This is a genomic window from Pontibacter sp. SGAir0037, from assembly GCF_005491705.1.
Lineage (GTDB): Bacteria > Bacteroidota > Bacteroidia > Cytophagales > Hymenobacteraceae > Pontibacter.
Genome location: NZ_CP028092.1, coordinates 660,200 through 680,223, shown reverse-complemented (window position 1 = coordinate 680,223; position 20,024 = coordinate 660,200). Strand labels below are relative to the sequence as shown.

Annotated in this window: 18 protein-coding genes and 1 tRNA gene; 6 read left to right on the top strand and 13 right to left on the bottom strand. The window is 44.3% G+C overall.

From position 1 onward, the window contains the following. Nucleotides 1-41: 41 nt before the first annotated feature. The 13 genes from C1N53_RS02735 to tsaD form a co-directional block, all read right to left on the bottom strand. Nucleotides 42-112: transfer RNA gene (locus tag C1N53_RS02735), tRNA-Cys, on the bottom strand. 171 nt (nt 113-283) lie between these two features. Continuing rightward, nucleotides 284-757: a GNAT family N-acetyltransferase gene (locus C1N53_RS02730; RefSeq protein WP_137757865.1), complete on the bottom strand. Its 474-nt coding sequence runs from the start codon at nt 755-757 to the stop codon at nt 284-286. A 774-nt stretch (nt 758-1,531) separates the two neighbouring features. Further along, a complete protein-coding gene (locus tag C1N53_RS02725; RefSeq protein WP_168193945.1) occupies nt 1,532-2,182 on the bottom strand; it encodes a porin family protein in 651 nt (216 codons plus the stop codon). A gap of 390 nt (nt 2,183-2,572) precedes the next feature. After that, the gene (locus tag C1N53_RS02720) at nt 2,573-3,091 is read right to left on the bottom strand and encodes a TlpA disulfide reductase family protein (protein WP_137757863.1); all 519 of its coding nucleotides are present in this window, start codon (nt 3,089-3,091) and stop codon (nt 2,573-2,575) included. Continuing rightward, a complete protein-coding gene (locus C1N53_RS02715; RefSeq protein ID WP_137757862.1) occupies nt 3,058-3,666 on the bottom strand; it encodes a DoxX family membrane protein in 609 nt (202 codons plus the stop codon). The genes C1N53_RS02720 and C1N53_RS02715 overlap by 34 nt, the downstream gene beginning before the upstream one ends. Nucleotides 3,667-3,742: 76 nt before the next feature. Next, nucleotides 3,743-4,363, bottom strand: a complete 621-nt coding sequence (locus C1N53_RS02710) for a hypothetical protein (RefSeq protein ID WP_137757861.1) — start codon at nt 4,361-4,363, stop codon at nt 3,743-3,745. A 602-nt stretch (nt 4,364-4,965) separates the two neighbouring features. After that, the gene (rpsA, locus tag C1N53_RS02705; RefSeq protein WP_137757860.1) at nt 4,966-6,855 is read right to left on the bottom strand and encodes a 30S ribosomal protein S1; all 1,890 of its coding nucleotides are present in this window, start codon (nt 6,853-6,855) and stop codon (nt 4,966-4,968) included. Nucleotides 6,856-7,159: 304 nt separating this feature from the next. Then, complete coding sequence (locus tag C1N53_RS02700; protein WP_137757859.1) at nt 7,160-7,798, bottom strand: hypothetical protein; 639 nt, start codon at nt 7,796-7,798, stop codon at nt 7,160-7,162. A gap of 293 nt (nt 7,799-8,091) precedes the next feature. Next, the gene (locus tag C1N53_RS02695) at nt 8,092-8,595 is read right to left on the bottom strand and encodes an HNH endonuclease (protein ID WP_137757858.1); all 504 of its coding nucleotides are present in this window, start codon (nt 8,593-8,595) and stop codon (nt 8,092-8,094) included. 80 nt (nt 8,596-8,675) lie between these two features. Then, the gene (locus tag C1N53_RS02690) at nt 8,676-9,452 is read right to left on the bottom strand and encodes a C40 family peptidase (protein WP_240773364.1); all 777 of its coding nucleotides are present in this window, start codon (nt 9,450-9,452) and stop codon (nt 8,676-8,678) included. Nucleotides 9,453-9,644: 192 nt separating this feature from the next. After that, nucleotides 9,645-10,112 carry an SsrA-binding protein SmpB gene (smpB, locus tag C1N53_RS02685; protein ID WP_137757857.1) on the bottom strand — a complete coding sequence of 156 codons (468 nt, stop codon included), beginning with the start codon at nt 10,110-10,112 and terminating at the stop codon, nt 9,645-9,647. Then, a complete protein-coding gene (locus C1N53_RS02680) occupies nt 10,113-10,508 on the bottom strand; it encodes a thioesterase family protein (protein WP_137757856.1) in 396 nt (131 codons plus the stop codon). A 147-nt stretch (nt 10,509-10,655) separates the two neighbouring features. Beyond that, nucleotides 10,656-11,663 carry a tRNA (adenosine(37)-N6)-threonylcarbamoyltransferase complex transferase subunit TsaD gene (gene tsaD, locus C1N53_RS02675; RefSeq protein WP_137757855.1) on the bottom strand — a complete coding sequence of 336 codons (1,008 nt, stop codon included), beginning with the start codon at nt 11,661-11,663 and terminating at the stop codon, nt 10,656-10,658. A gap of 66 nt (nt 11,664-11,729) precedes the next feature. Between tsaD and C1N53_RS02670 the strand changes: the two genes are divergently transcribed. From C1N53_RS02670 to C1N53_RS02645, 6 genes are all read left to right on the top strand, one after another. Beyond that, a complete protein-coding gene (locus tag C1N53_RS02670) occupies nt 11,730-16,214 on the top strand; it encodes a translocation/assembly module TamB domain-containing protein (protein ID WP_137757854.1) in 4,485 nt (1,494 codons plus the stop codon). A 160-nt stretch (nt 16,215-16,374) separates the two neighbouring features. Further along, nucleotides 16,375-17,274: an ABC transporter permease gene (locus C1N53_RS02665; RefSeq protein WP_137757853.1), complete on the top strand. Its 900-nt coding sequence runs from the start codon at nt 16,375-16,377 to the stop codon at nt 17,272-17,274. A gap of 74 nt (nt 17,275-17,348) precedes the next feature. Beyond that, complete coding sequence (locus tag C1N53_RS02660) at nt 17,349-17,567, top strand: DUF3098 domain-containing protein (RefSeq protein WP_137757852.1); 219 nt, start codon at nt 17,349-17,351, stop codon at nt 17,565-17,567. Continuing rightward, complete coding sequence (locus tag C1N53_RS02655) at nt 17,568-18,401, top strand: undecaprenyl-diphosphate phosphatase (protein WP_137757851.1); 834 nt, start codon at nt 17,568-17,570, stop codon at nt 18,399-18,401. Between the two features lie 2 nt (nt 18,402-18,403). Further along, entirely contained in the window at nt 18,404-19,105 is a 702-nt protein-coding gene (gene truB, locus C1N53_RS02650) for a tRNA pseudouridine(55) synthase TruB (RefSeq protein WP_137757850.1), read from the top strand. Next, nucleotides 19,089-20,021, top strand: coding sequence for a bifunctional riboflavin kinase/FAD synthetase (locus C1N53_RS02645; RefSeq protein WP_137757849.1), 933 nt, complete (start codon nt 19,089-19,091; stop codon nt 20,019-20,021). The genes truB and C1N53_RS02645 overlap by 17 nt, the downstream gene beginning before the upstream one ends. Nucleotides 20,022-20,024: the final 3 nt, after the last annotated feature.

The window sequence follows — 20,024 nt, the reverse complement described above, 5'->3', positions numbered from 1 at the left end:
GTCCTCCTCGATAACGAGGAGGACCTTCTTTTTATAAGGAGAGGTAACGAGCGGATTCGAACCGCTGTAGCAGCTTTTGCAGAGCTGAGCCTAGCCACTCGGCCACGTTACCGTGATTTGGAGTGCAAACATACACAGAAAACGATAGTTGTCAAACTGAATGCGTATATTTTTTAATCAGAAATAACTATAAAAAGCAAACATCCTTACTGTCTGCGAGTTATTTTTCACTAAACACGCACAATCTATTACTCCCCGGCAACCTGCAGCATCCGAATACTAACTAAACCTCCGATTGCGAAACCTCTGTTAAGGATTTCTGCATACATATGCTATTATCCACACCAGCGTATTGCCCATAGTTTGTAATCTGCCTGTAGCCACTTTTAAAGTATAGATTTATAGCCTCCGGTTGGGCTTTTCCGGTTTCCAGTACCAGATCAGTAAAACCAACTTCCTTTGCCCAAGCCTCCAGCTCCTTTAAAACCTTTGAGGCAATTCCCTGATTTCTGACAGAAGGATGCACAAACATACGCTTTACCTCTGCCGTACTACCCTCAAACTGTTTAAATGCGCCACAGCCGACAGGCTGTTCCTGCTCAAACGCCACCACGGCATGCCTGATCATATCAATCTTGTTGAACTGTGCATAAAAGGTATGATCGTCGCCGTCGCGCTCTTTCAGTTCTTTATCAAGCTGCAAAACCAGCTCCCGAAAAGCTGCATCTTCAGAGTTTGTTCTTACCAACCTGGTCATATTCTTATGAGATAAAGGTTATACAAAAGTGACTAATGAAAGCACCAGAACAGGCACATAAGTTATTCTGTTTATTTAATTTTTTGGATTGTTTATGTGGTCGTATTTTGACTATTGCTTCCAGAAAGCTTATTAAAAACATATGAGAAAATTATGCCAGCTAAAAATACTCCAATTATATATATGTGTAACATTCTCGTATCGAAGCGAATGCCAGTAAGTCTTATGCCATAACTTCTGGAAAATCAGTTGGCAAGAAGGCGAGAACAAGGGTAGTTGATATTAGTGCAAATATAATGGACAAACCGTAAGAAGTCATACGGTTTTTTCACCGTGTATTTTTGAAAGTAAAAACTAATAGTGCGAATATTATGATAAGTTAAATTTTTGCTGCTGGTCCCATTTCATCCCCTATTTCCTAAATAGCACGTAAAGAATTTATAAGCAAGTTGGAATCGTATATTTTATATTCAAAGGGTGCAAGAAGAAAGATAAAGATAGTCGTTAAGAAAGAACTCATGCTCCCTCTTTCATATCTACATATCTAACCTCATAACCTGTACAATTCCATTTGCTCTCATTCAGCCTGTTATAACTAGATAACTCTACCTTCTATATGAGCCTTAATTCGATTCTCTGTTTGACTAAATGAATCGAGGGAAGTAGTGAGGGGGAAGCTGTATCAGGAGAACTGTTTTCATAATTTTATGGAAGCATAAAACTAAATTATAATATGGAGAAGCTATACTATAGGCAAAGTTAGGGTGTGAAATCTTATTCTTTCGTTCTTAATGAATAGTTAATACTAATTTCAAATGATTTGTTATTTTTTAATAAATCAGATTCGATTTCATTTTCAGCTCTATCAAAATAAACGGCATGCAAAATAGTGGTGAAGCCATAGTTGTATCTAATGTCGGCGCTGATCCTTGTGTTTAATCTATAATTGACCCCTGCCCCTATGCTGAAATCAAAATCATTATAATCTTGTATGGATTTAAGATTATCGCTTCTTTCACTGCCTTTATCTTTTGCATAAACTGACGCTAAAATGCCAAACTGCGGACCTAAAAAAGCCGAGATTTTCGGAGTCATATTATAGCCAAACAAAACAGGAAGATTAATATAATTATAGCGTACTGCCGTTTGTTGCGCAGGCGTTGTGTTGCCGCTAACTTTATATCCTTTCGAAGAATAGATTAATTCCGGTCTTACATACACCTGATTATTCATGTCCAGTTGTGCCATTAAGCCGAATTGATAGCCAATTCTGTTTCCTACATTCGAATTAAAGACTTCCAAAAACTCGTCTTCTGTGTTCATACTTGAGAGATTAGCCCCTGCTTTAATAGCAAAATTAGCCTGCCCAAGGCTATAATGAATTGATACAAAGCATATAAATGCAGCCGTTAATAACTTTTTCATATGAGTGAATATCTTATTCATACCATTAAAATTCTTACCTGTAATACTGCAAGCAAAAGCAAGAATCGTGAATAGACTCTGCTGGGGAGCCACTACTGAAGTTTCCTCAAAGCCTCTTCAATGCAGCGGAGGAATTTTACATGGCTATCAGTATTTTGCGCGAGCTTTGCCAGCACCAGTTAAAGTATCAGCCTTGCATAAAGTTAAGGGTAAAGGTAAAATATAGCTCAAGAAATTAATCAGTTTCTAATAGGAAGAATCACAGCTAACAAATTCAAACTATCTTGCGATTAAGACGCAGCCTGCATGATGCAACGCCTTAGCAGTTTATACTCCTTTTTCATTACTTTAGAGCCTGCTGAACGTGCTTTTCAATTCCTGGCTCATCTATTATATAACTTTGCCCTGCTTGTCTATGAGAACCACCACGGGATAAGCATCTATACCATACTCTTCAGCTACTTTTCCTCCATCAAGCACAGTTCTGTAGTTGGGCCTGTTCTTTTGATAGAAGCTATCAACATCTTCCTTTCTGTCATGCAGATTGACTCCCAAAACTATAAAGTCTTTGCGAGGAAATTTCTCCGCCAATGCATTGAGCTTAGGCACAGCTGAGATGCAGTACCCGCAGTTCTTGTTCCAGAACTCAAGCAGCACTACCTTGCCCTTTAACTGACTGAGTCGCATCACCTCACTACTGCCGAACATGGGTAGTTGCCAGTCTGGCGCAACAGAGTTCCTGGCCAGAGGTTCCAATGCTTTTTTATGGGATAGCGCAAAGTCAGGTGTGTAGCTTGAGTAATACCACGAAAGCTCAGACGGGTTCTCTGGATGGGTTATAATATTATTGAAAACCGATCTTGCAAAGTCATTGTTCACGCTGTTGCCCTGTATGATCTGCACAGGCATGAGGGATGATGGATGTAGAACAAAGCTTTCGGAAGTACCCCAGCTACTTCAATAGCTATTGCCACCAGCGGCAGAAACAAGTATGTCCAAATCGGATATTTGAATTTGGTGTTAACATTCTGCCACACTTCATTCCAAATTACTTCCATCTTACTCTTGTAGTGCCATAGAATCAAAAAGTCCAACAGGATATAAAATGATAATCGCCATGCGAAGGCATTAGCCATAGTTGGGGGCATAAAAGTGAGGTCAATAAGCAGTACAGTAGTTACTATCGGAAGGAACAAGAACGCTCCAAGCAGGGCAGTTCTGTTTATGATGATTAGACCACCACAAAGCAATTGTGAAATGCCAATAAATGCCTTGAAAGGCTGGTGGTCGAACATGTACCATGAGACACGAAACAAGCTCAAATCCTTTAATGGTGCTGCCAATTCTGAGTCACTTACTCCAAACTGACCATCCACCATTTTGCTGTAGCCATACCTAAGAAAAGTCCAACTAATAAGAAATCTTGCTGCAAGTATAAAATAGTCCCAGTACTTTTCTTTAGGTACTTTGTTTAATAGCTTCATCAATCAATTATTTGCTAACGGTTTTGCTATAAGATGGCGTAGCTAACTTATAGGTTTGGTTGGCGTTTCGATTTTTTTAATAGCTCTCTTCTAACTCCCACAGTTCTTTAAAGTCGGTTGTCCATTTCTTTAAAGCGGTTTGCCTGTCATTCAATTTTTTAACTTCAAAATCTTTAGCTATCACGTTTTTATTATAGTCATTGAGCGTATCAACTCTTTCTATGATGGTCGCCTGAGAATTTCTAAAGTCAAAGATTCTCTCGGTCAATGCATACTTCCAGTTACCGTCCGGTTGAAGGAGCGACTCAGATTTTTTCAAGTAAACGGCTTGTATAGTTTTCTTGGAGTCCAACAGATAGTGTGTGTATGTATAGCCGTATTCACCACATGACATTGAGTCAATTCCCAAACCCATACTTTTCTGTGAGTAATAGGTAACTTTACCAAAACAATCTCCAGCGCCATATTCATTTGTGCTGTCTTTAGTTACGCCTGATGTGTTGAACTTTCCCAGAGTTAAATTTTCAAGTTCAGAATCTAAGGTATAAGCTCTGTCTTTAACTTCTTGTTCTACTGGTGGTTGTACCGTTTGCGCAGCTCTATCTTCTTGGTCTAGTGATGCAGTCTTAGACTCGTGAATGGGATTACACGCAGCGGCAAAAGTCCTGAAAGCAAAAAGGATAATTTTATACTTCATTCAGTTAATTAATTGCACGCCAACTACTGTATAGTAGGAGTACTACTCCTACTATCCGCACTATGTGTAGAGTGGTATTGGCTTGTTTTGATTTTTAATTTTAAACATAGCGCGCCTATATCCACATTAAATATATCGAAGAGCTAATATAATATTATTCTACATATTATCAAGCGGAATCATCCTTTTATCCAACGCAAAGCCCGTTGCGTGTGTAGACTTCTTATATTTATGATGCTCCTTAACTTAAGCAGGGCCAGGATGTGTAGCGCAGGTTAGGGCCTCGCTCATAAATTTATATCATATACAAGCCGCTCGGATTACTCATCCGCCTTAGCAAATGCATGGATGCGTTTATGAACGTAACTGAACGTTCAAAAGAAGAATGGTTTTATGAAGGACGAAAAACAGTGCCCGCAGTGCGGCAACCCATTGAGGGGAAGCTCAGACAAGCGTTTCTGCTCCAGCCGGTGAAGAGTGCGCAACCGGACCAGGCAGGGCAGCGCCTTCTCCTCTGGCAGCTGTTTATGAGGAAGTAAAATTGGCTATACAAAAAAAGCCCCGGCTTGCGCCGGGGCTTTTTACTATGAAATCAGCTTAAATTAAGCGTTTTCTTCTTCTGAAGATTCGCCAGAAGCATCCTGCGCTTTTTTAGCAGCGGCAGCTTCTAACTTCTTAACACCAGCTTCTTTCTCGTTTTCCATCATTTGCTCTCTCAGGGCAGAAAGGGCGTCCAGGTCACCAAGCGTAGACTTGTTCTCTGTTTCTTTCGCAGCCTTCGGAGCTTTAGGAGCAGCTTTCTCTGCGCCTGCAGCAGCCGGAGCTTTCTTAGTAGCCTTCGCTACACGTGCATTGTCAGCCTCTGCTGTTGTAGCAGCTGTATGAGAAAGAATAATTTTACGGTCATCTTTAGAGAATTCAGTTACACGGAAGTCTAAGCTTTCGCCAGCTTCTACCTGTGTACCGTCTTCTTTGGTTAAGCCTTTAGGGAAAGCAAAACCTTCGATACCGTAAGGCAGTTCTAACACAGCACCTCTGTCTGATTTCTCAAGTACAGTAGCTTTGTGTACAGACCCGATGTTGAATACAGTTTCGAAAGTATCCCAAGGGTTCTCTTCCAGTTGCTTGTGTCCTAATGCAAGTCTTCTGTTTGGAACGTCCAGCTCCAGAACAATTACATCCAGGTTTTCACCAACTTTCACAAACTCAGAAGGATGCTTGATTTTCTTAGTCCAGCTCAGGTCAGAAACGTGTACAAGACCGTCTACACCTTCTTCCAGTTCTAAGAACAGACCGAAGTTAGTCAGGTTACGAACAACACCAGTATGCTTTGTACCTACGGCGTATTTCGTTAACACATCTTCTTTTGTCCAAGGATCTTCTGTTAATTGCTTGATACCAAGAGACATTTTACGCTCATCACGGTCAAGCGTCAGTACAACCGCTTCTACCTCGTCGCCTTGCTTAATGAAGTCTTGCGGGTTGCGCAGGTGCTGAGACCATGACATTTCAGAAACGTGGATCAGACCTTCAACTCCTGGCATTAACTCAAGGAATGCACCATAGTCAGCCACGTTAACGATCTTACCTTTAACTCTTGAACCAACTTCAACCTCAGCAGGAAGGGCATCCCAAGGGTGAGGAGTCAATTGTTTCATACCAAGGGAAATACGTTTCTTGTCATCATCGAAGTCAAGAACCACAACATTAACTTTCTGGTCAAGCTGCAATACTTCTTCCGGATGGTTGATACGTCCCCATGAAATATCTGTGATGTGAAGCAGACCGTCTACACCACCAAGATCGATGAACACACCGAAGTTTGTCATGTTCTTGATAACACCTTCCAGAACCTGACCTTTTTCCAGGTTGTTCAGGATAGCGGCACGTTGCTGCTCCAGGTCTTTCTCAATCAGTACTTTGTGAGAAACTACCACGTTGTCGAAAGCGGCGTTGATTTTCACAACTTTCACTTCCATTTTCTTACCTACAAATACATCGAAGTCACGGATTGGCTTCACGTCGATTTGTGAACCTGGTAAGAAAGCTTCTACACCGTGGATATCAGTGATAAGACCACCTTTCGTTCTTCTCTTCACAACGCCCTCCAGAACCTTGTCGTTCTCAAGTGCATCGTAAATTTTAGCCCAGGCGCTAACGATTTTCGCTTTCTTACGGGATAAGATAAGCTGACCGTTTGGATCTTCCTGGTCTTCGATAAATACTTCTACTTCGTCACCTACTTTCAGTTCAGGCATATCTCTGAATTCTGAAACCGGTACCAAGCCGTCAGATTTGAAACCGATGTTCAGGATCACGTCACGATCAGTGATACCTACAACAGTTCCGGTAACAACCTCCTGCTCCTGTACAGTAGTCAGGGTGTCATCATACATTTTTTCCATTTCGGCTTTCTCTGCTTTGCTGTAGCCACCGCCGAAACCTTGAGACTCAAATTTGTCCCAATCAAAATTATCTGGAGAATTACTCATAAAATTCTTGCTCTGGTGAAGCCACCGACTTAGAGCAATGGGCCGGTTTGGTTTAATTTTACATTCCCTGTTTCAGTAAAACAGGATCATTCACCCGAATGAGGGGCAAAAGTAATAAAATTTCTACTAATATGCTAGCTATCACACCATAAGTTATACTTAAAACTTTCATTACCAGATTAATTACATACCCGTCTACCCATGCATCAGGCTTTATCTGTTCTTCCTGGCTTTCTGGTGTTATCAATAGGAAAAGGAGGACCTGATAGCCCTCCTTTTCCTATTGCTGTTTATGTAGCTCTGCTTACTGATTTGCCAGCAGAATGGCGGCTACAATATTTACACCAAGGCCAATTCCCCAGTTCTTCCATACTTTCCGTGACTTGATTCTTTTGGCATCAGAAGTATAGCCTCTATTGTAATCTGCGTTGTTCATCAATTCCTGACTTGGATAGCTCAGGTTTTGTTCCTTTGGTTTGGTAGTAGAACAAATAACGGCTGGCACCAGACCAACAAGTGGCGATAACAAACTGGCAACCAACGTACCGGTTCCTGCACCTGTATACCCAGTATAGTAATGATGAGCATCTGTCTGCCCTTGAATAAACAGTTCCTGGGCCGACTTAGAAACGGCCGGTGCCGGAGTGGTAGTTGTAATGGCACCCGATGTTCTACTTACTGTTAAAGCATTGGCTTCGGTTTCAGGAGAAGAAAACACCTCAGTGGTCTTGTTGGCATATTGCACCAGCAGAATGTCTGTTTTAGGCAAGCTGTAAACCGGACCATCCAGATTCTCTTCTTTCTTAAACTTTACTTCTGTTGGTGTAATTTCCAGTATCTTAACTTTTAATTCATCACCTGTTTTTTTGGTGATTACATCCTGTGCAAAGGAAAAGCTTATGCATAAGGTGCAGAGAAGGGCTGTTAGTAAATATTTTTTCACTGTGTAATAAAAAGGTTGTGTTCACGCTTACTCTGTAGGCTTTTCAGCTTTCGCCCCATACTCTAAAGGTTTTCTGGAAGACCTGTACAATTGTTTTCAGGAGATTTAATATGGCAGAAAACCTCTCAGAAATAGTAGATTAAGGATAATATATTATTGCACAAATATACACTTACAACTATAATTACCAACAAAAAAGCCTGCAAAAATTCTATGCACTTTCAAAAGCATAAATCTTTCTTCGGCATGCATCACCTTATGTTATTATACAGTTCTGGCAGAAGCAGCTGTTCCTATTTTTCAATTCCGAGGTATGTGCCCCATTCTTGGTTGGAGGTATCAAGTTGTAGTTGCAGAAATGTCTTCAGAGAAGGTTTGATAGGCTTACGGACTAATTTCAATCCGGCTTCTTCTGGTGTACGGTCGCCTTTGCGGGTATTACAGCGCATGCAGGCTGTTACCAGGTTCAGCCAGTTGGTTGCCCCACCGCGGGAGCGCGGTGTTAAATGGTCGAGGGTCAGGTTTTTGCTGGTTCCGCAGTACTGGCAGGAAAAGTTATCGCGCCGCAGTACATTCTGCCGTGTAAGCGCTATGCCATAAAACGGGATGCGCACGTACCGCTGTAACCTGATAACGGAAGGCACCGGGTAGCTCTGGCTAACAGTATGCAGAAATGAATTGTTTACTTTGGCTACAAGCTCAGCTTTTTCGAGGTAAACAAGTAAAAAAGCCTTTGGTATGGTACAAACAGCTATAGCACTAAAATCCTGATTGAGTATGAGCACTTTATCTTTCATGGCTGTTCCTGATTTTACGCTTTAGCTTGTACGATAAAATTTAACAGGCATCCAGCGCAAAAGCAGAGAAAACAGCTTTCTTATGAAAAAATACGCTTGATTATCCGCAATTTATGAGAATATCGTTTCCTGTCGGCCTGGTAAATGCCATTATGGTCTAAGGTGTCCACTCTTACTTCGCCGTGAGCATGTATAATTTGCTGCCCTTCCAGCATTAAACCCACATGTATAATACGGCCTTCTTCATTAGAGAAAAAGGCAAGATCGCCGGGCAGGGTTTGTGTAGCAAAGTGCACTTCTTCTCCGTGCGCCACCTGCTGATAGGCATCGCGGGGCAACTGATAGCCGCAGATCCCAAAAACCTGCTGCACAAATCCTGAGCAATCGAGGCCGAAGATAGATTTACCGCCCCACTGGTAAGGAGCCTTTAAAAAGTTAAACGCAACTTTTGTGACCTGTATTGTGGTGGCAGGAAGGGCTGCGTTAGTTGCCCGACCATTATACAGGTACACGTCGTCGTTTATGCGGATGTTCATGCCATCGAAAAACGGCAGATAACTTCCAATGCCTACAGGTATACGCAGCTGCGCATTACTTACCACCTGAACCAGGTCCATTGCCCTCGGATGCTTCGCCTCCACCCATTCCTGGTAATACTGCGCCGAAACAGGCGTATGCTGTTTATAATCTATCCAGCCTTTATACCCATCTGAAGCCAGCTGCACGCACAGCCAGTTCCCCTGCTGGTTTACAACTTCGTAGCACTCCCCAAACAGTACCTGAGTTACCTGTTCCGATCTGTCGGAAGTATCGGCACGCATTGGCACCAGGCTGAGCAAACAAATACCGTAGTTCACGTTTTTATAATTTGAAGATGAGAAGATTTGGAGATGTGTAAATTTAAAGATTTGGAGATACGAAACCTAAGAAAGGCATGACTGCGTCGTACTTAATCATGTAATCTATTATTTTTATACTCAGTTTCAGATAAAGATAATGATAAAATCATTCCCCCATTTTCTAATTTTCAAATTCCCAAATTTTCAAATCTAATACCCACTTCTGTCCATTTCCCGTTTTACATCGCGGGCTTTGATATCTTCCCGTTTATCATACAGTTTTTTACCCCGGGCCAGGGCTATTTCAACTTTAGCAAAGCCTCTATCGCTGATAAAAACCCGGATCGGGATAATGGTTACCCCCTGCTCCTGCGCCTTATTCTCCAGTTTACGCAGCTCTTTTTTATTGAGCAGCAGCTTGCGCACGCGCATGGGCTCGTGGTTATAGTGGGTGCCTTCGGTGTAGGTGGATATGTGCATGTTGTGCAGATACAGTTCTCCGTTTTGAAAAACACAGTACCCATCCTGCATATTCACTTTTCCTTCCCGAATAGATTTTATCTCGGTACCACGTAGCATCACACCTGCTGTATATTTTTCCAGAAACGCATATTCAAAAGAAGCTCTGCGGTTTACAATATTTACATGCTTCTTTATCCTTTCTTTCTCTTTTGCCATTTAAATTACTTTAGAAGCCAAAACTTTGGCTAGTTTCTCTTTTTTCAAAATTTTCTGACCAGTTTCTCCTTCAGCTACCAGCCTATCTCCCACCCTTGCCTCAAACTGGCAAATTATCTCATTTCCCTCCAGGCTCTTTAATTTAGCTTCAAAAGCTATCTTTTCTCCCTCCAAAGCCGGGGCTTTGTGCTGAATGCTTACAAATGTGCCTATCCCTTCTTCATCCACCTCCTTCATCTCCAGGACAAACAGCCTTCCTACCCACTCTGCTGCCTGAGCCAAAGCAAAGGTAGAGCATACCTGATGCACCAGCCCATCTTCAAAACGGGCAAAGTCTGCTTCTGTCACCACCTTCTGGTAATTTCTGGTATCACCTATGTGGAAAGTGCTTTTCATCTCGTTGTGATGCGATGGCTATTTGTTGCTTGTTAAGGTATAACTGGAACGGTTATAACCTGTTCACGCAAATTTTACTCTTTTATTTCGGGTAGTTCGCGACCTGTCTCTACGAAATCATCGACAAAATTTCTAACTCCCAAACTCTTAAAACTTCATTCTTGGTTCTGGGCTCACATATTGTGTGGCAAAATCGCCTTTCAGGTACTGGTAATGCGCAGTAATGGCAATCATGGCGGCATTATCGGTACAATACTGAAATGCCGGAATATATACGTTCCACTTATACTTTTTGGCATACTCCTGCAGGGTCTGGCGCAGGCCGGAGTTGGCCGATACGCCACCGGCAATGGCTACTTCTTTTATACCCAGATCTTTGGTTGCCTGCACCAGCTTTTTAAGCAGCGTTGCAATAAGCGTTTTCTGTATGCTGGCACAGATATCAGCTAAATTTTCCTGTACGAAGTTCGGGTTTTCTTTCGTTCTTTCCTTCAGGAAGTAAAGCACAGAGGTTTTAATGCCGCTGAAAGAATAGTCGTAGTTAGGCATGTTACCTACCGGAAAAGCAAAAGCATCCGGATTACCAGTAGCAGCCGTGCGGTCGAGCATAGGTCCACCCGGATAGGGCAGGCCGAGCATTTTGGCTGTTTTATCGAACGCCTCTCCCACGGCATCGTCAGTTGTCTGGCCAATGATTTCCATTTCCAGGTGATCTTTCACCAGCACAATCTGGGTATGTCCACCGCTAACCGTCAGGCAAAGGAAAGGGAAGCTGGGCTTGGGGTCTTCGATAAAATGTGCCAGTATATGCGCCTGCATGTGGTTTACTTCGATAATGGGTATATCCAGGCCGAGGGCAAACGATTTGGCAAAAGAGCAACCCACCAGAAGGGCTCCTAAAAGTCCGGGACCGCGGGTAAAAGCCACCGCATTTAGCTCACTTTTTGTTACATTTGCGGTGGCTAGCGCCTGGGCTACAACAGGTATGATATTCTGTTGATGCGCTCTTGAAGCAAGCTCAGGCACAACACCGCCGTATTTTTCGTGTACGGCCTGGGTGGCTATAATATTCGATAAGACCTTACCGCCTTTAATTACGGCAGCGGAAGTCTCGTCGCAAGAAGATTCGATTGCTAATATAGTTGGTTCAGTCATCCTTTGGAAAAAGAACAGTCGTCAATAAATTACGTCAAAGTTACAGGAAAAGCCCTTCTAAAAATAGTGTTAGGCTTAATCCTGTTTCTTTTGCTGCTGTTTGTAGCTGCTTTTATAGCTATACGCATTCCATCGGTACAAACAAAAGTAGTACAGAAAGCAGCTGCGTATATATCACGAACCATTGAGCACGAGGTTACCATTGGCCGCGTAGATATCGCTTTCTTTAAAAGTGTGGTGCTGGAAGAGGTGCAGGTGCTTGATCGGCGCCACAATGAGATGTTCTACATTGGCAAAACGGAAGCCGATATCAGTGTTTTTTCTATTTTTGACCCCAATACCTTACACATTGCCAGCCTGGAACTGGTAGAGCCGCACGCTAACCTGGTAAAATATGCCGGAACCGATTCGTTGAACCTCTCTTCTTTTATAGCCTCACTTGGCAAGTTAGTAGCCAGCGATACAACTAAAACATCAAAGCCATTCGATTTTTCGATTGAAGAGCTGGTTATAAAAAACGGGAAGTTTACCTACGACGATTTTAACGATCCGCGCACGGCGTATGGCATGGATTATTTTCACCTTAACTTCGAAAATATTTCCGGGCGGTTTAGTGAAATACAACTGGACGATACGCTGAAGGTAAGCATACACGGACTTACCACGCACGAAGTTAATTCCGATGCGAAGCTCCATAACCTGGACACACGTATGACCTACGCCTCCACTTTCTGGGAGTTTGACAACCTGGACCTTCGCCTCAACCAGAGCAACCTGCAGGACTACGTTCGCTTCGACTATAACAGGTTCGGAAACTTTTCGCAGTTTATCGATAGCGTGGCTATGACCGTGAACCTGGAAAACTCTACCGTTTACTCTAAAGATGTAGCGGTTTTTGCACCTCAGCTCAGAGAGTATGAGGAAATGGCAAAAGTTAATTCAGGCTCCTTTAAAGGTACTGTGAGCAAGTTTACTGCCCGAAACGTAGATATTAACTATGGAAAAAATACTCACCTCGTAGGCAGGGTAAGTGCCGACGGATTACCTAACTTTAAAGAAATGTTTGCCAATCTGCGGTTAGGGCCTTCAGTAATCAATGCCGAAGACATAAAACATTTTTTGCCTAAAGATGCCTACACCATTGCTGCCAGGCTGGGCAATGTAGAACTGGAAGGCCGCTTCTTAGGCTTTTACAACGACTTTGTGGCTAACGGCACTTTTAATACGCAGCTGGGCAGCCTGGTTTCGGACATCAACCTGAAAATAGATGACAATGCCCGCACCTCTTCCTACAGAGGCTATGTAAAAACAGACAGGTTTGATGTTGGCCGTTTGCTCGATATTTCAGATGTCATAAAAACGATATCCATAGATGGTCGCCTGGCTGGCTCGGGTTTTACACTGGAGAATGCCCGTGTTAACCTGAATGCCACAATTAACCAGTTGCACATCCTGGACTATAACTATAGAAACATTAAAGCAAACGGCACCCTCAGCCGCCAGAACTTTATTGGAAAGGTTGCTATAAACGACCCGAACCTGGTCTTTAACGCCGATGGCGAAATTGCCCTTGCCCGCAGCAGCCAGGCGTTTAACATGATCGGCACACTGCAACATGCCAACCTGCAGGCGCTGAGGCTGTCAGATGTGCCCTTTACCATCAGTACCCAGGCCAATTTAAATTTCAGTGGCCTGCAGTTAGACAGTTTTTCCGGGCAGGCAAAGCTCGAAAACACCCGCTTTACCTACAACGGCACCCCTATAGCCCTCGACTCGATTACCATTGATTCCAAAATATTTGAGAACCAGCGGAGCCTTACCTTAAATTCTGACCTGCTGGCCCTTTACCTGCAGGGCGACTTCGACTACACCACCCTCATCGGTGATATGAAACAGCTGGTAGAGGAGTATAAGCTTAATTTTGAAAGTTACGATCCTGCCATTCAGGCGTACTATAATCGTAAATCTGCCACAGCCATCCGGGAGTACAGCCTCGATTATAATTTGCACCTGCGGCATGCCAACCCGCTTATCAAGCTTTTTATACCCGAACTCAGCATTGCCAACTATACCGACGTAGAAGGCTCATTCCGCTATGGCAACACAGCCATTTTTAACCTGTACACCAACATTGATACCATTGCCTACAACGATCACCTGTTCTTCCAGAACACGATAGAGCTAAATACATCCAAGCTGCAGCTAAGCCCGGATGTGCTTTCCAGCCTGCTGTTTACCTCTGCCAGGCAACAACTACTGGAAAGCAACGAAACCCAGGATTTTTACCTGGAAGGCATCTGGAACGAACGTAATATTGATTTTTCCACCAGCATCAGGCAGGCCGGGGCAAACAACCGGGCTACCATTACAGGCGACCTGAACTTCCTCGAAAACCAGGTACAGATCGTATTCGACAGGTCTAACATTACACTGCAGGAGAACCCCTGGGTTTTTACTCCTGAAAATACCATCTACATCAGTAACCGGGGCAAAACCATCGAGTTTGAGAACTTCCTCATCTCAAACCTTAACCAGACGATTTCCATACAAGGTGTTTTATCGGATGCCCCTGACAGCAGGCTGAACGTGCAGGTACAAGACTTCGATATGGCTAACCTGAACCCGCTGATCTCTATGAAACTGGCTGGCAGGCTGAATGCGGAGGTAATGTTGCAGGGCATCTACAACAACACTGTTGCCAATGCCTCTATAAACCTGGATTCCCTTTACATGGATAACATACTGGTTGGCAGTATTGTAGGTCGCACCGAATGGAACGGCACGCAGCAGCTGATGAACGTAGATGTGGGCGTTCATTACAACAACGCGAAGGTGCTTTCGGTAACGGGCAACTACAGGCCGAACGATGAAGTTAACCAGCTGGACCTGCTGGCTGTATCAGAAAATGCACAGCTTAAGCTGGTTGAACCTTTACTTACTCCCATCCTCTCCCACCTGGAAGGCACCATGGAGGGGCGGATTCGCGTACTGGGTACCCTGGCAGCTCCGCAGCTTTCCGGCTCAGTTATGGTAAACAACGGGCAGTTTCTCTTCGACTACCTGGGCACCACCTACCGTTTCTCCGACAGGGTATACCTGGCGCCGAACAGCATCAGTTTCCGGAATGCCCGGGTGCAGGATATATATGGCAACACGGCTACTGTTAATGGCGGCATTTCGCATGAAGGCTTTGAGAACATGCAACTGGATATGGAAGCCCGGTACAGAAACTTTATGGTGCTGAACACAACCCAGGAGCAGAACGAGCTTTATTACGGAACTGCCTTTGGCACCGGTACAGCTTCTGTAACAGGTCCGGCTGACGACCTGACCGTAAGAGTTAGAGCCAGAAGCGATGCTAATACGCGTATTGTATTGCCCCTGGATAACCAGACCGAGGTAACACGCAGGAAGTTTATCCGCTTTGTAAACACAACAGCTACTGATACCACAGGGGTCGCCACAGCTACAGATAACCCTGAAATAGACCTTTCAGGCATCAACCTGGATTTCGACCTGGATGTAACCAACAATGCTTACTTCGAAATAATCATAGACCGGCAGACTGGCGACATCATCAGGGGCTCAGGCCAGGGGCAGGTCAGGATGACGATTGATACACGCGGCGACTTTAATATGTATGGCGGCTTCGAGATTCTGAATGGAGCCTACAACCTGAACCTGCTCGAAGGGGTAGTCAGCCGGGAATTTAAGGTTGTGCCCGGTGGCACTTTGTCCTGGAACGGCGATCCGCTTACTGGTTTAATGGACCTGAGAGCAACCTACTCACAAACTACTTCCCTACGCGATATTGCCCCGGATATACAGGGCAGATATCCGGTAACAGCTGTAATCGACCTGAAGGGAGAGCTGCTGACGCCAAACATTAACCTGGGCCTGAGCTTTGAGGAATTGCCACAGGACATTGAATCGTCGGCTTCTATTCAGGCTTTTAAAAGCAATGTAAACAACGACCCGAACGAGCTGAACCGGCAGGTATTCAGTTTGCTGGTGCTGCGCAGGCTTTCGCAGCCGGGCACGTTCGCCTTTAACGAGGCAGCCGGTGCGGCAGGTAGTTTGGGAAACCTGTTATCTGCCCAGCTAAGCAGCTTCCTGAACAACCTGGACAACAACCTGGAAATAGACATTGGCCTGGACGGACTGGATCAGAATGCGCTCACCAACCTGAATGTGAGGCTCAGCTATACCTTTTTTGAAGGCAGGTTGCGGGTGACCAGCCAGTCAGGTTTTGCCAACAGCGCCACAGCCGGTACGGCAGGCGCCACCGGGGCAGCACCGGGCTACCAGGGCGACTGGTCGCTGGAATACTACATCACCCCATCCGGAGAACTAAGAGGCAGGCTGGAATATAACACACAGCCCCGCTCCTTCGCCAATAGGGTTGTAAACCGGCAAAGCCTTAGTATACTACATACCAAACGCTTTAACAGGTTTGGAGAACTCTTCCGTATCGAAAGGCGCAATCGGCGGGACAGGGCAAGAGACCGGGAGCCAATCATTCTCGATTCGGACCCCAGGCTGAACCTTTAGCTTTGATCACAGATAAACCGTAATGCCTCTGTTCTTCATGCATAAACCTTATCTGTTCCGGCAACGGCGCAGCACTTTAAAAATTTTTACTACACCTTGTTTATGTAGCTATACCTCCTTTATTAAAATAATCTTTCTATTTTTGTGAGGAAGCGTTATTATGGCAAAGTATAATTTAAAATCTGTTAAGAAAAAAAAGCTGGGTAGTTATCCGCACACCATGGTGGTACTTACTATTTCCCTGGCTCTTTTTGTAATTGGTCTGTTCGGAATCCTCCTTATCCACGCCGGAAAATTATCCGACATTGTTAAGGAAAGTATCGAAATGCAGGTATACCTGGATCAGAACCTGAGCGAGGTACAACTGGTAAGGCTTCAGAAAACTTTCGCCGCTAAAGAGTATGTGGCTTATAAGCAGGACACGGCACAGGTTCGCTATATTTCCAAAGAAGAGGGAGCCAAAGCCTTTTTAGACGAAACCGGTGAAGATTTCATGGAATTTCTGGGCGAGAACCCACTACGCGATGCTTATGTAGTGCGTGTAGCCGCAGACCACTCAGGAAATGAAGAGCTTAGAAAAATTAAAGCAGATCTGGAGGCAGTGAACGGGGTGTACGAAGTGCAGTACGTGGCAAGCCTGATCGAATCCATTAACAGTAACCTTCAAAAAATAACCCTGGTATTATTAGGCTTTGCGGTCATTCTTATCGTAGTAGTGATCATTTTGATCAACAATACTGTAAAGTTGGCTCTATACTCGCAACGCTTCCTGATTCGCAGTATGCAATTGGTTGGCGCTACTTCTTTTTTTATACAGCGGCCCTTTCTGAACAGAGCTGCCTGGCAGGGTGTCGTAAGTGGTATTGTCGCTTCTGCTTTGCTGTTCATCCTGATGCAGTATGCGTATTACGAAATCAACGAACTCAGGCTGCTTCGCGACGATGAGCAGATTTACATGCTGATGATCGCCCTGATGGTGATCGGTTGCATTATCGGATTTATGAGCTCTTACAGAGCCGTAAAGAAATACCTGGGTATGTCGCTCGATGAACTATATTAATCTGGATCCAAAACACATCAACTACAGTAGTTTACACAAATTCAATTTAGCTACGCACAAACATTCAAACAGATATGGAAGATAACAAAAACAAGCTTGCCTTTGGCAAACGCAATTACATCATTATGCTGGTGGGCATTGTGGTAATTGCCATCGGTTTTATCATCATGACCATGGATGATGAACAGTATGGCCTTGGCTTTATGGGTATAACGCTTGGACCTATTGTGGTGGTGCTTGGTTTCATCATCGAGTTTTTTGCAATCTTAGTTAAGGACAAAACAAACGAGTAGATGAACGAATGGCAGGCTATTATTTTAGCCATAGTTGAAGGACTTACAGAATACCTGCCGGTTTCCTCTACCGGCCATATGATTATCGCTTCCAGCCTGATGGGCATAAACGAGTTGCCTATCACAAAGATATTTGAAGTAAATATTCAGTTTGGAGCCATTTTATCGGTGGTAGCGCTTTACTGGAAGCGTTTCTTTAACACATTTGCGTTTTATAAAAAGCTTCTGGTAGCTTTTTTACCTGCTGCCGTTATCGGGTTTGCATTAAACGATATCATAGATGAGATGCTCGAAAGTGTTTTACTTACGGCTGTTATGCTTGTGCTGGGTGGCATTGTGCTCATCTATGTAGATAAATGGTTTAAAAACGCCGTTGACGACAAAATTACCTATAAAAACGCCATCGTAATAGGTTTCTTCCAGTGCCTTGCCATGATGCCGGGTGTTTCCAGGTCGGCGGCCTCTATTATAGGAGGCTTAACCCAGGGTGTAAACCGTAAGGCAGCTGCGGAATTCTCTTTCTTCCTGGCCGTGCCTACTATGCTGGCAGCGGCTACCTATAAGTTTATTACCGACCTCCTGGGACTAAAGCTATCCGACCTTTTCAAGTTCGACCTGGTAAAGATCGGCAACAGCTTTGAAGTACTATCCGGTCATGACCTGAAACTGCTGCTTATTGGTAACGTTGTTGCCTTTATTGTGGCCATGTTTGCTATCAGGTTCTTTATTAGTTTCCTGACCAAATACGGTTTCAGGATGTTTGGCTACTATCGAATTGCTATCGGTATCGCCATTCTGGCTTTACTGGCAATGGGCGTTGATTTAAGAGTATAACTATGGATTATAATTTTGCTGAAGGCGAAATATTACTGATTGACAAACCCCTCACCTGGACCTCTTTCGATGTTGTAAAGAAGATCCGAAACATTCTGCGCATTAAAAAAATCGGCCATGCCGGCACATTGGACCCGCTGGCCTCTGGTTTACTGATTCTTTGCACAGGTAAATTTACCAAGCGTATCGATGAGATACAGGCCCAGGAAAAAGAGTACACCGGCACTATTACCATTGGCCAGACCACCCCTTCTTACGATTTGGAAACTCCTGTTAGCGAAGCGTGTGATACCAGCCATTTAACAGAGGCAAATTTAAAAGAAGCCGCAGCAACTTTTGTAGGTACCATTGAGCAGGTACCCCCTATTTACTCCGCTGTATGGGTAGATGGCAAGAGAGCCTACGACCTGGCCCGTGGTGGCAAGACAGCCGAAATGAAACCCCGCACAATCACCATTAAAGCTTTTGACCTGACAGCCATCGAAGGTAATGTGGTATCGTTTAAAGTGGTGTGCACAAAAGGCACTTATATACGCAGCCTGGCCCACGATTTTGGCCAGAAATTAGGTTGTGGTGCTCATTTGTCTTCTCTTGTTCGTACCCGTATCGGACAGTATAAGTTAGAAGATGCGCTTACAATAGAACATGTTCAGGAAATCAGAAAAGCACAGCTAGAGGCAGAGGCGAATGGAAGTAATTCATGATATAGCAGCATTTCCCAACCTAAAACATGCCGTTGTAACGAGTGGCACTTTTGATGGTGTGCACATTGGCCACCAGAAAATTCTGCGGCGTGTTACAGAGCGTGCCAGGATTTCCGGCGGACAGAGTGTGGTTATTACCTTCTGGCCTCACCCGCGCCTGGTGCTGTTTCCGGAAGACAATAACCTGCAATTGCTTTCTACCATTGAAGAGCGGATAGAGCAGCTTCGGGCCTTTGGTATAGATTATCTGCTTATAATCCCTTTCACAAAAGAATTCTCCCGCCTAAGCTCCCGTACCTTTATTTCGGATGTCCTGGTTAAAACGATCAGAACCAAAGTGCTTATTATAGGCTACGACCACCGCTTTGGCAAAAACCGCGAAGGCAGTTTTGAGCACCTGAAATCCCGCTCGCAGCAGTACGGCTTCGAAGTAGAAGAAATCCCGCGCCAGGACATCGATGATGTGGGCGTGAGCTCTACCAAAATACGCACTGCCCTTGAATCAGGAAACATTCCTACAGCCAACCAATACCTGGGCCGCCCTTACGCCTTTACGTCTGTGGTGGAAGAAGGCAATAAACTGGGCCGCACCATCGGCTACCCTACTGCTAACCTGGCTTTGCCTACTGCGCATAAATTAATACCTGCTAACGGAGTGTATGTGGTATGGGTAAAACTGCAGGAGGAACGCTTTGCCGGCATGATGAATATCGGCACCCGCCCTACCGTAGACGGCACCAAGCTAACGCTGGAGGTGCATATCCTGAACTTCAGCCGCGACATTTATGGCCAGTCTTTAACCATAGAATTTGTAGAGCAACTGCGCCTGGAGCAGAAATTTAACGGCCTGGATGCCTTAAAGGCACAGCTAGCCAAAGATAAAGAAGAAACAAGCAGGGTTTTGGGCTTTAGTTAGCCT

Bases quoted from the DNA above. Each gene is read 5' to 3' on its own strand.
- C1N53_RS02715 (WP_137757862.1), bottom strand. From the start codon at position 3,666: ATGAAGCTATTAAACAAAGTACCTAAAGAAAAGTACTGGGACTATTTT.
- C1N53_RS02695 (WP_137757858.1), bottom strand. From the start codon at position 8,595: ATGAAAGATAAAGTGCTCATACTCAATCAGGATTTTAGTGCTATAGCT.
- C1N53_RS02645 (WP_137757849.1), top strand. From the start codon at position 19,089: ATGGAAGTAATTCATGATATAGCAGCATTTCCCAACCTAAAACATGCC.
- smpB (WP_137757857.1), bottom strand. From the start codon at position 10,112: ATGGCAAAAGAGAAAGAAAGGATAAAGAAGCATGTAAATATTGTAAAC.
- C1N53_RS02680 (WP_137757856.1), bottom strand. From the start codon at position 10,508: ATGAAAAGCACTTTCCACATAGGTGATACCAGAAATTACCAGAAGGTG.
- C1N53_RS02665 (WP_137757853.1), top strand. From the start codon at position 16,375: ATGGCAAAGTATAATTTAAAATCTGTTAAGAAAAAAAAGCTGGGTAGT.
- truB (WP_137757850.1), top strand. From the start codon at position 18,404: ATGGATTATAATTTTGCTGAAGGCGAAATATTACTGATTGACAAACCC.
- C1N53_RS02725 (WP_168193945.1), bottom strand. From the start codon at position 2,182: ATGAAAAAGTTATTAACGGCTGCATTTATATGCTTTGTATCAATTCAT.
- tsaD (WP_137757855.1), bottom strand. From the start codon at position 11,663: ATGACTGAACCAACTATATTAGCAATCGAATCTTCTTGCGACGAGACT.
- rpsA (WP_137757860.1), bottom strand. From the start codon at position 6,855: ATGAGTAATTCTCCAGATAATTTTGATTGGGACAAATTTGAGTCTCAA.
- C1N53_RS02710 (WP_137757861.1), bottom strand. From the start codon at position 4,363: ATGAAGTATAAAATTATCCTTTTTGCTTTCAGGACTTTTGCCGCTGCG.
- C1N53_RS02730 (WP_137757865.1), bottom strand. From the start codon at position 757: ATGACCAGGTTGGTAAGAACAAACTCTGAAGATGCAGCTTTTCGGGAG.
- C1N53_RS02720 (WP_137757863.1), bottom strand. From the start codon at position 3,091: ATGCCTGTGCAGATCATACAGGGCAACAGCGTGAACAATGACTTTGCA.
- C1N53_RS02660 (WP_137757852.1), top strand. From the start codon at position 17,349: ATGGAAGATAACAAAAACAAGCTTGCCTTTGGCAAACGCAATTACATC.
- C1N53_RS02655 (WP_137757851.1), top strand. From the start codon at position 17,568: ATGAACGAATGGCAGGCTATTATTTTAGCCATAGTTGAAGGACTTACA.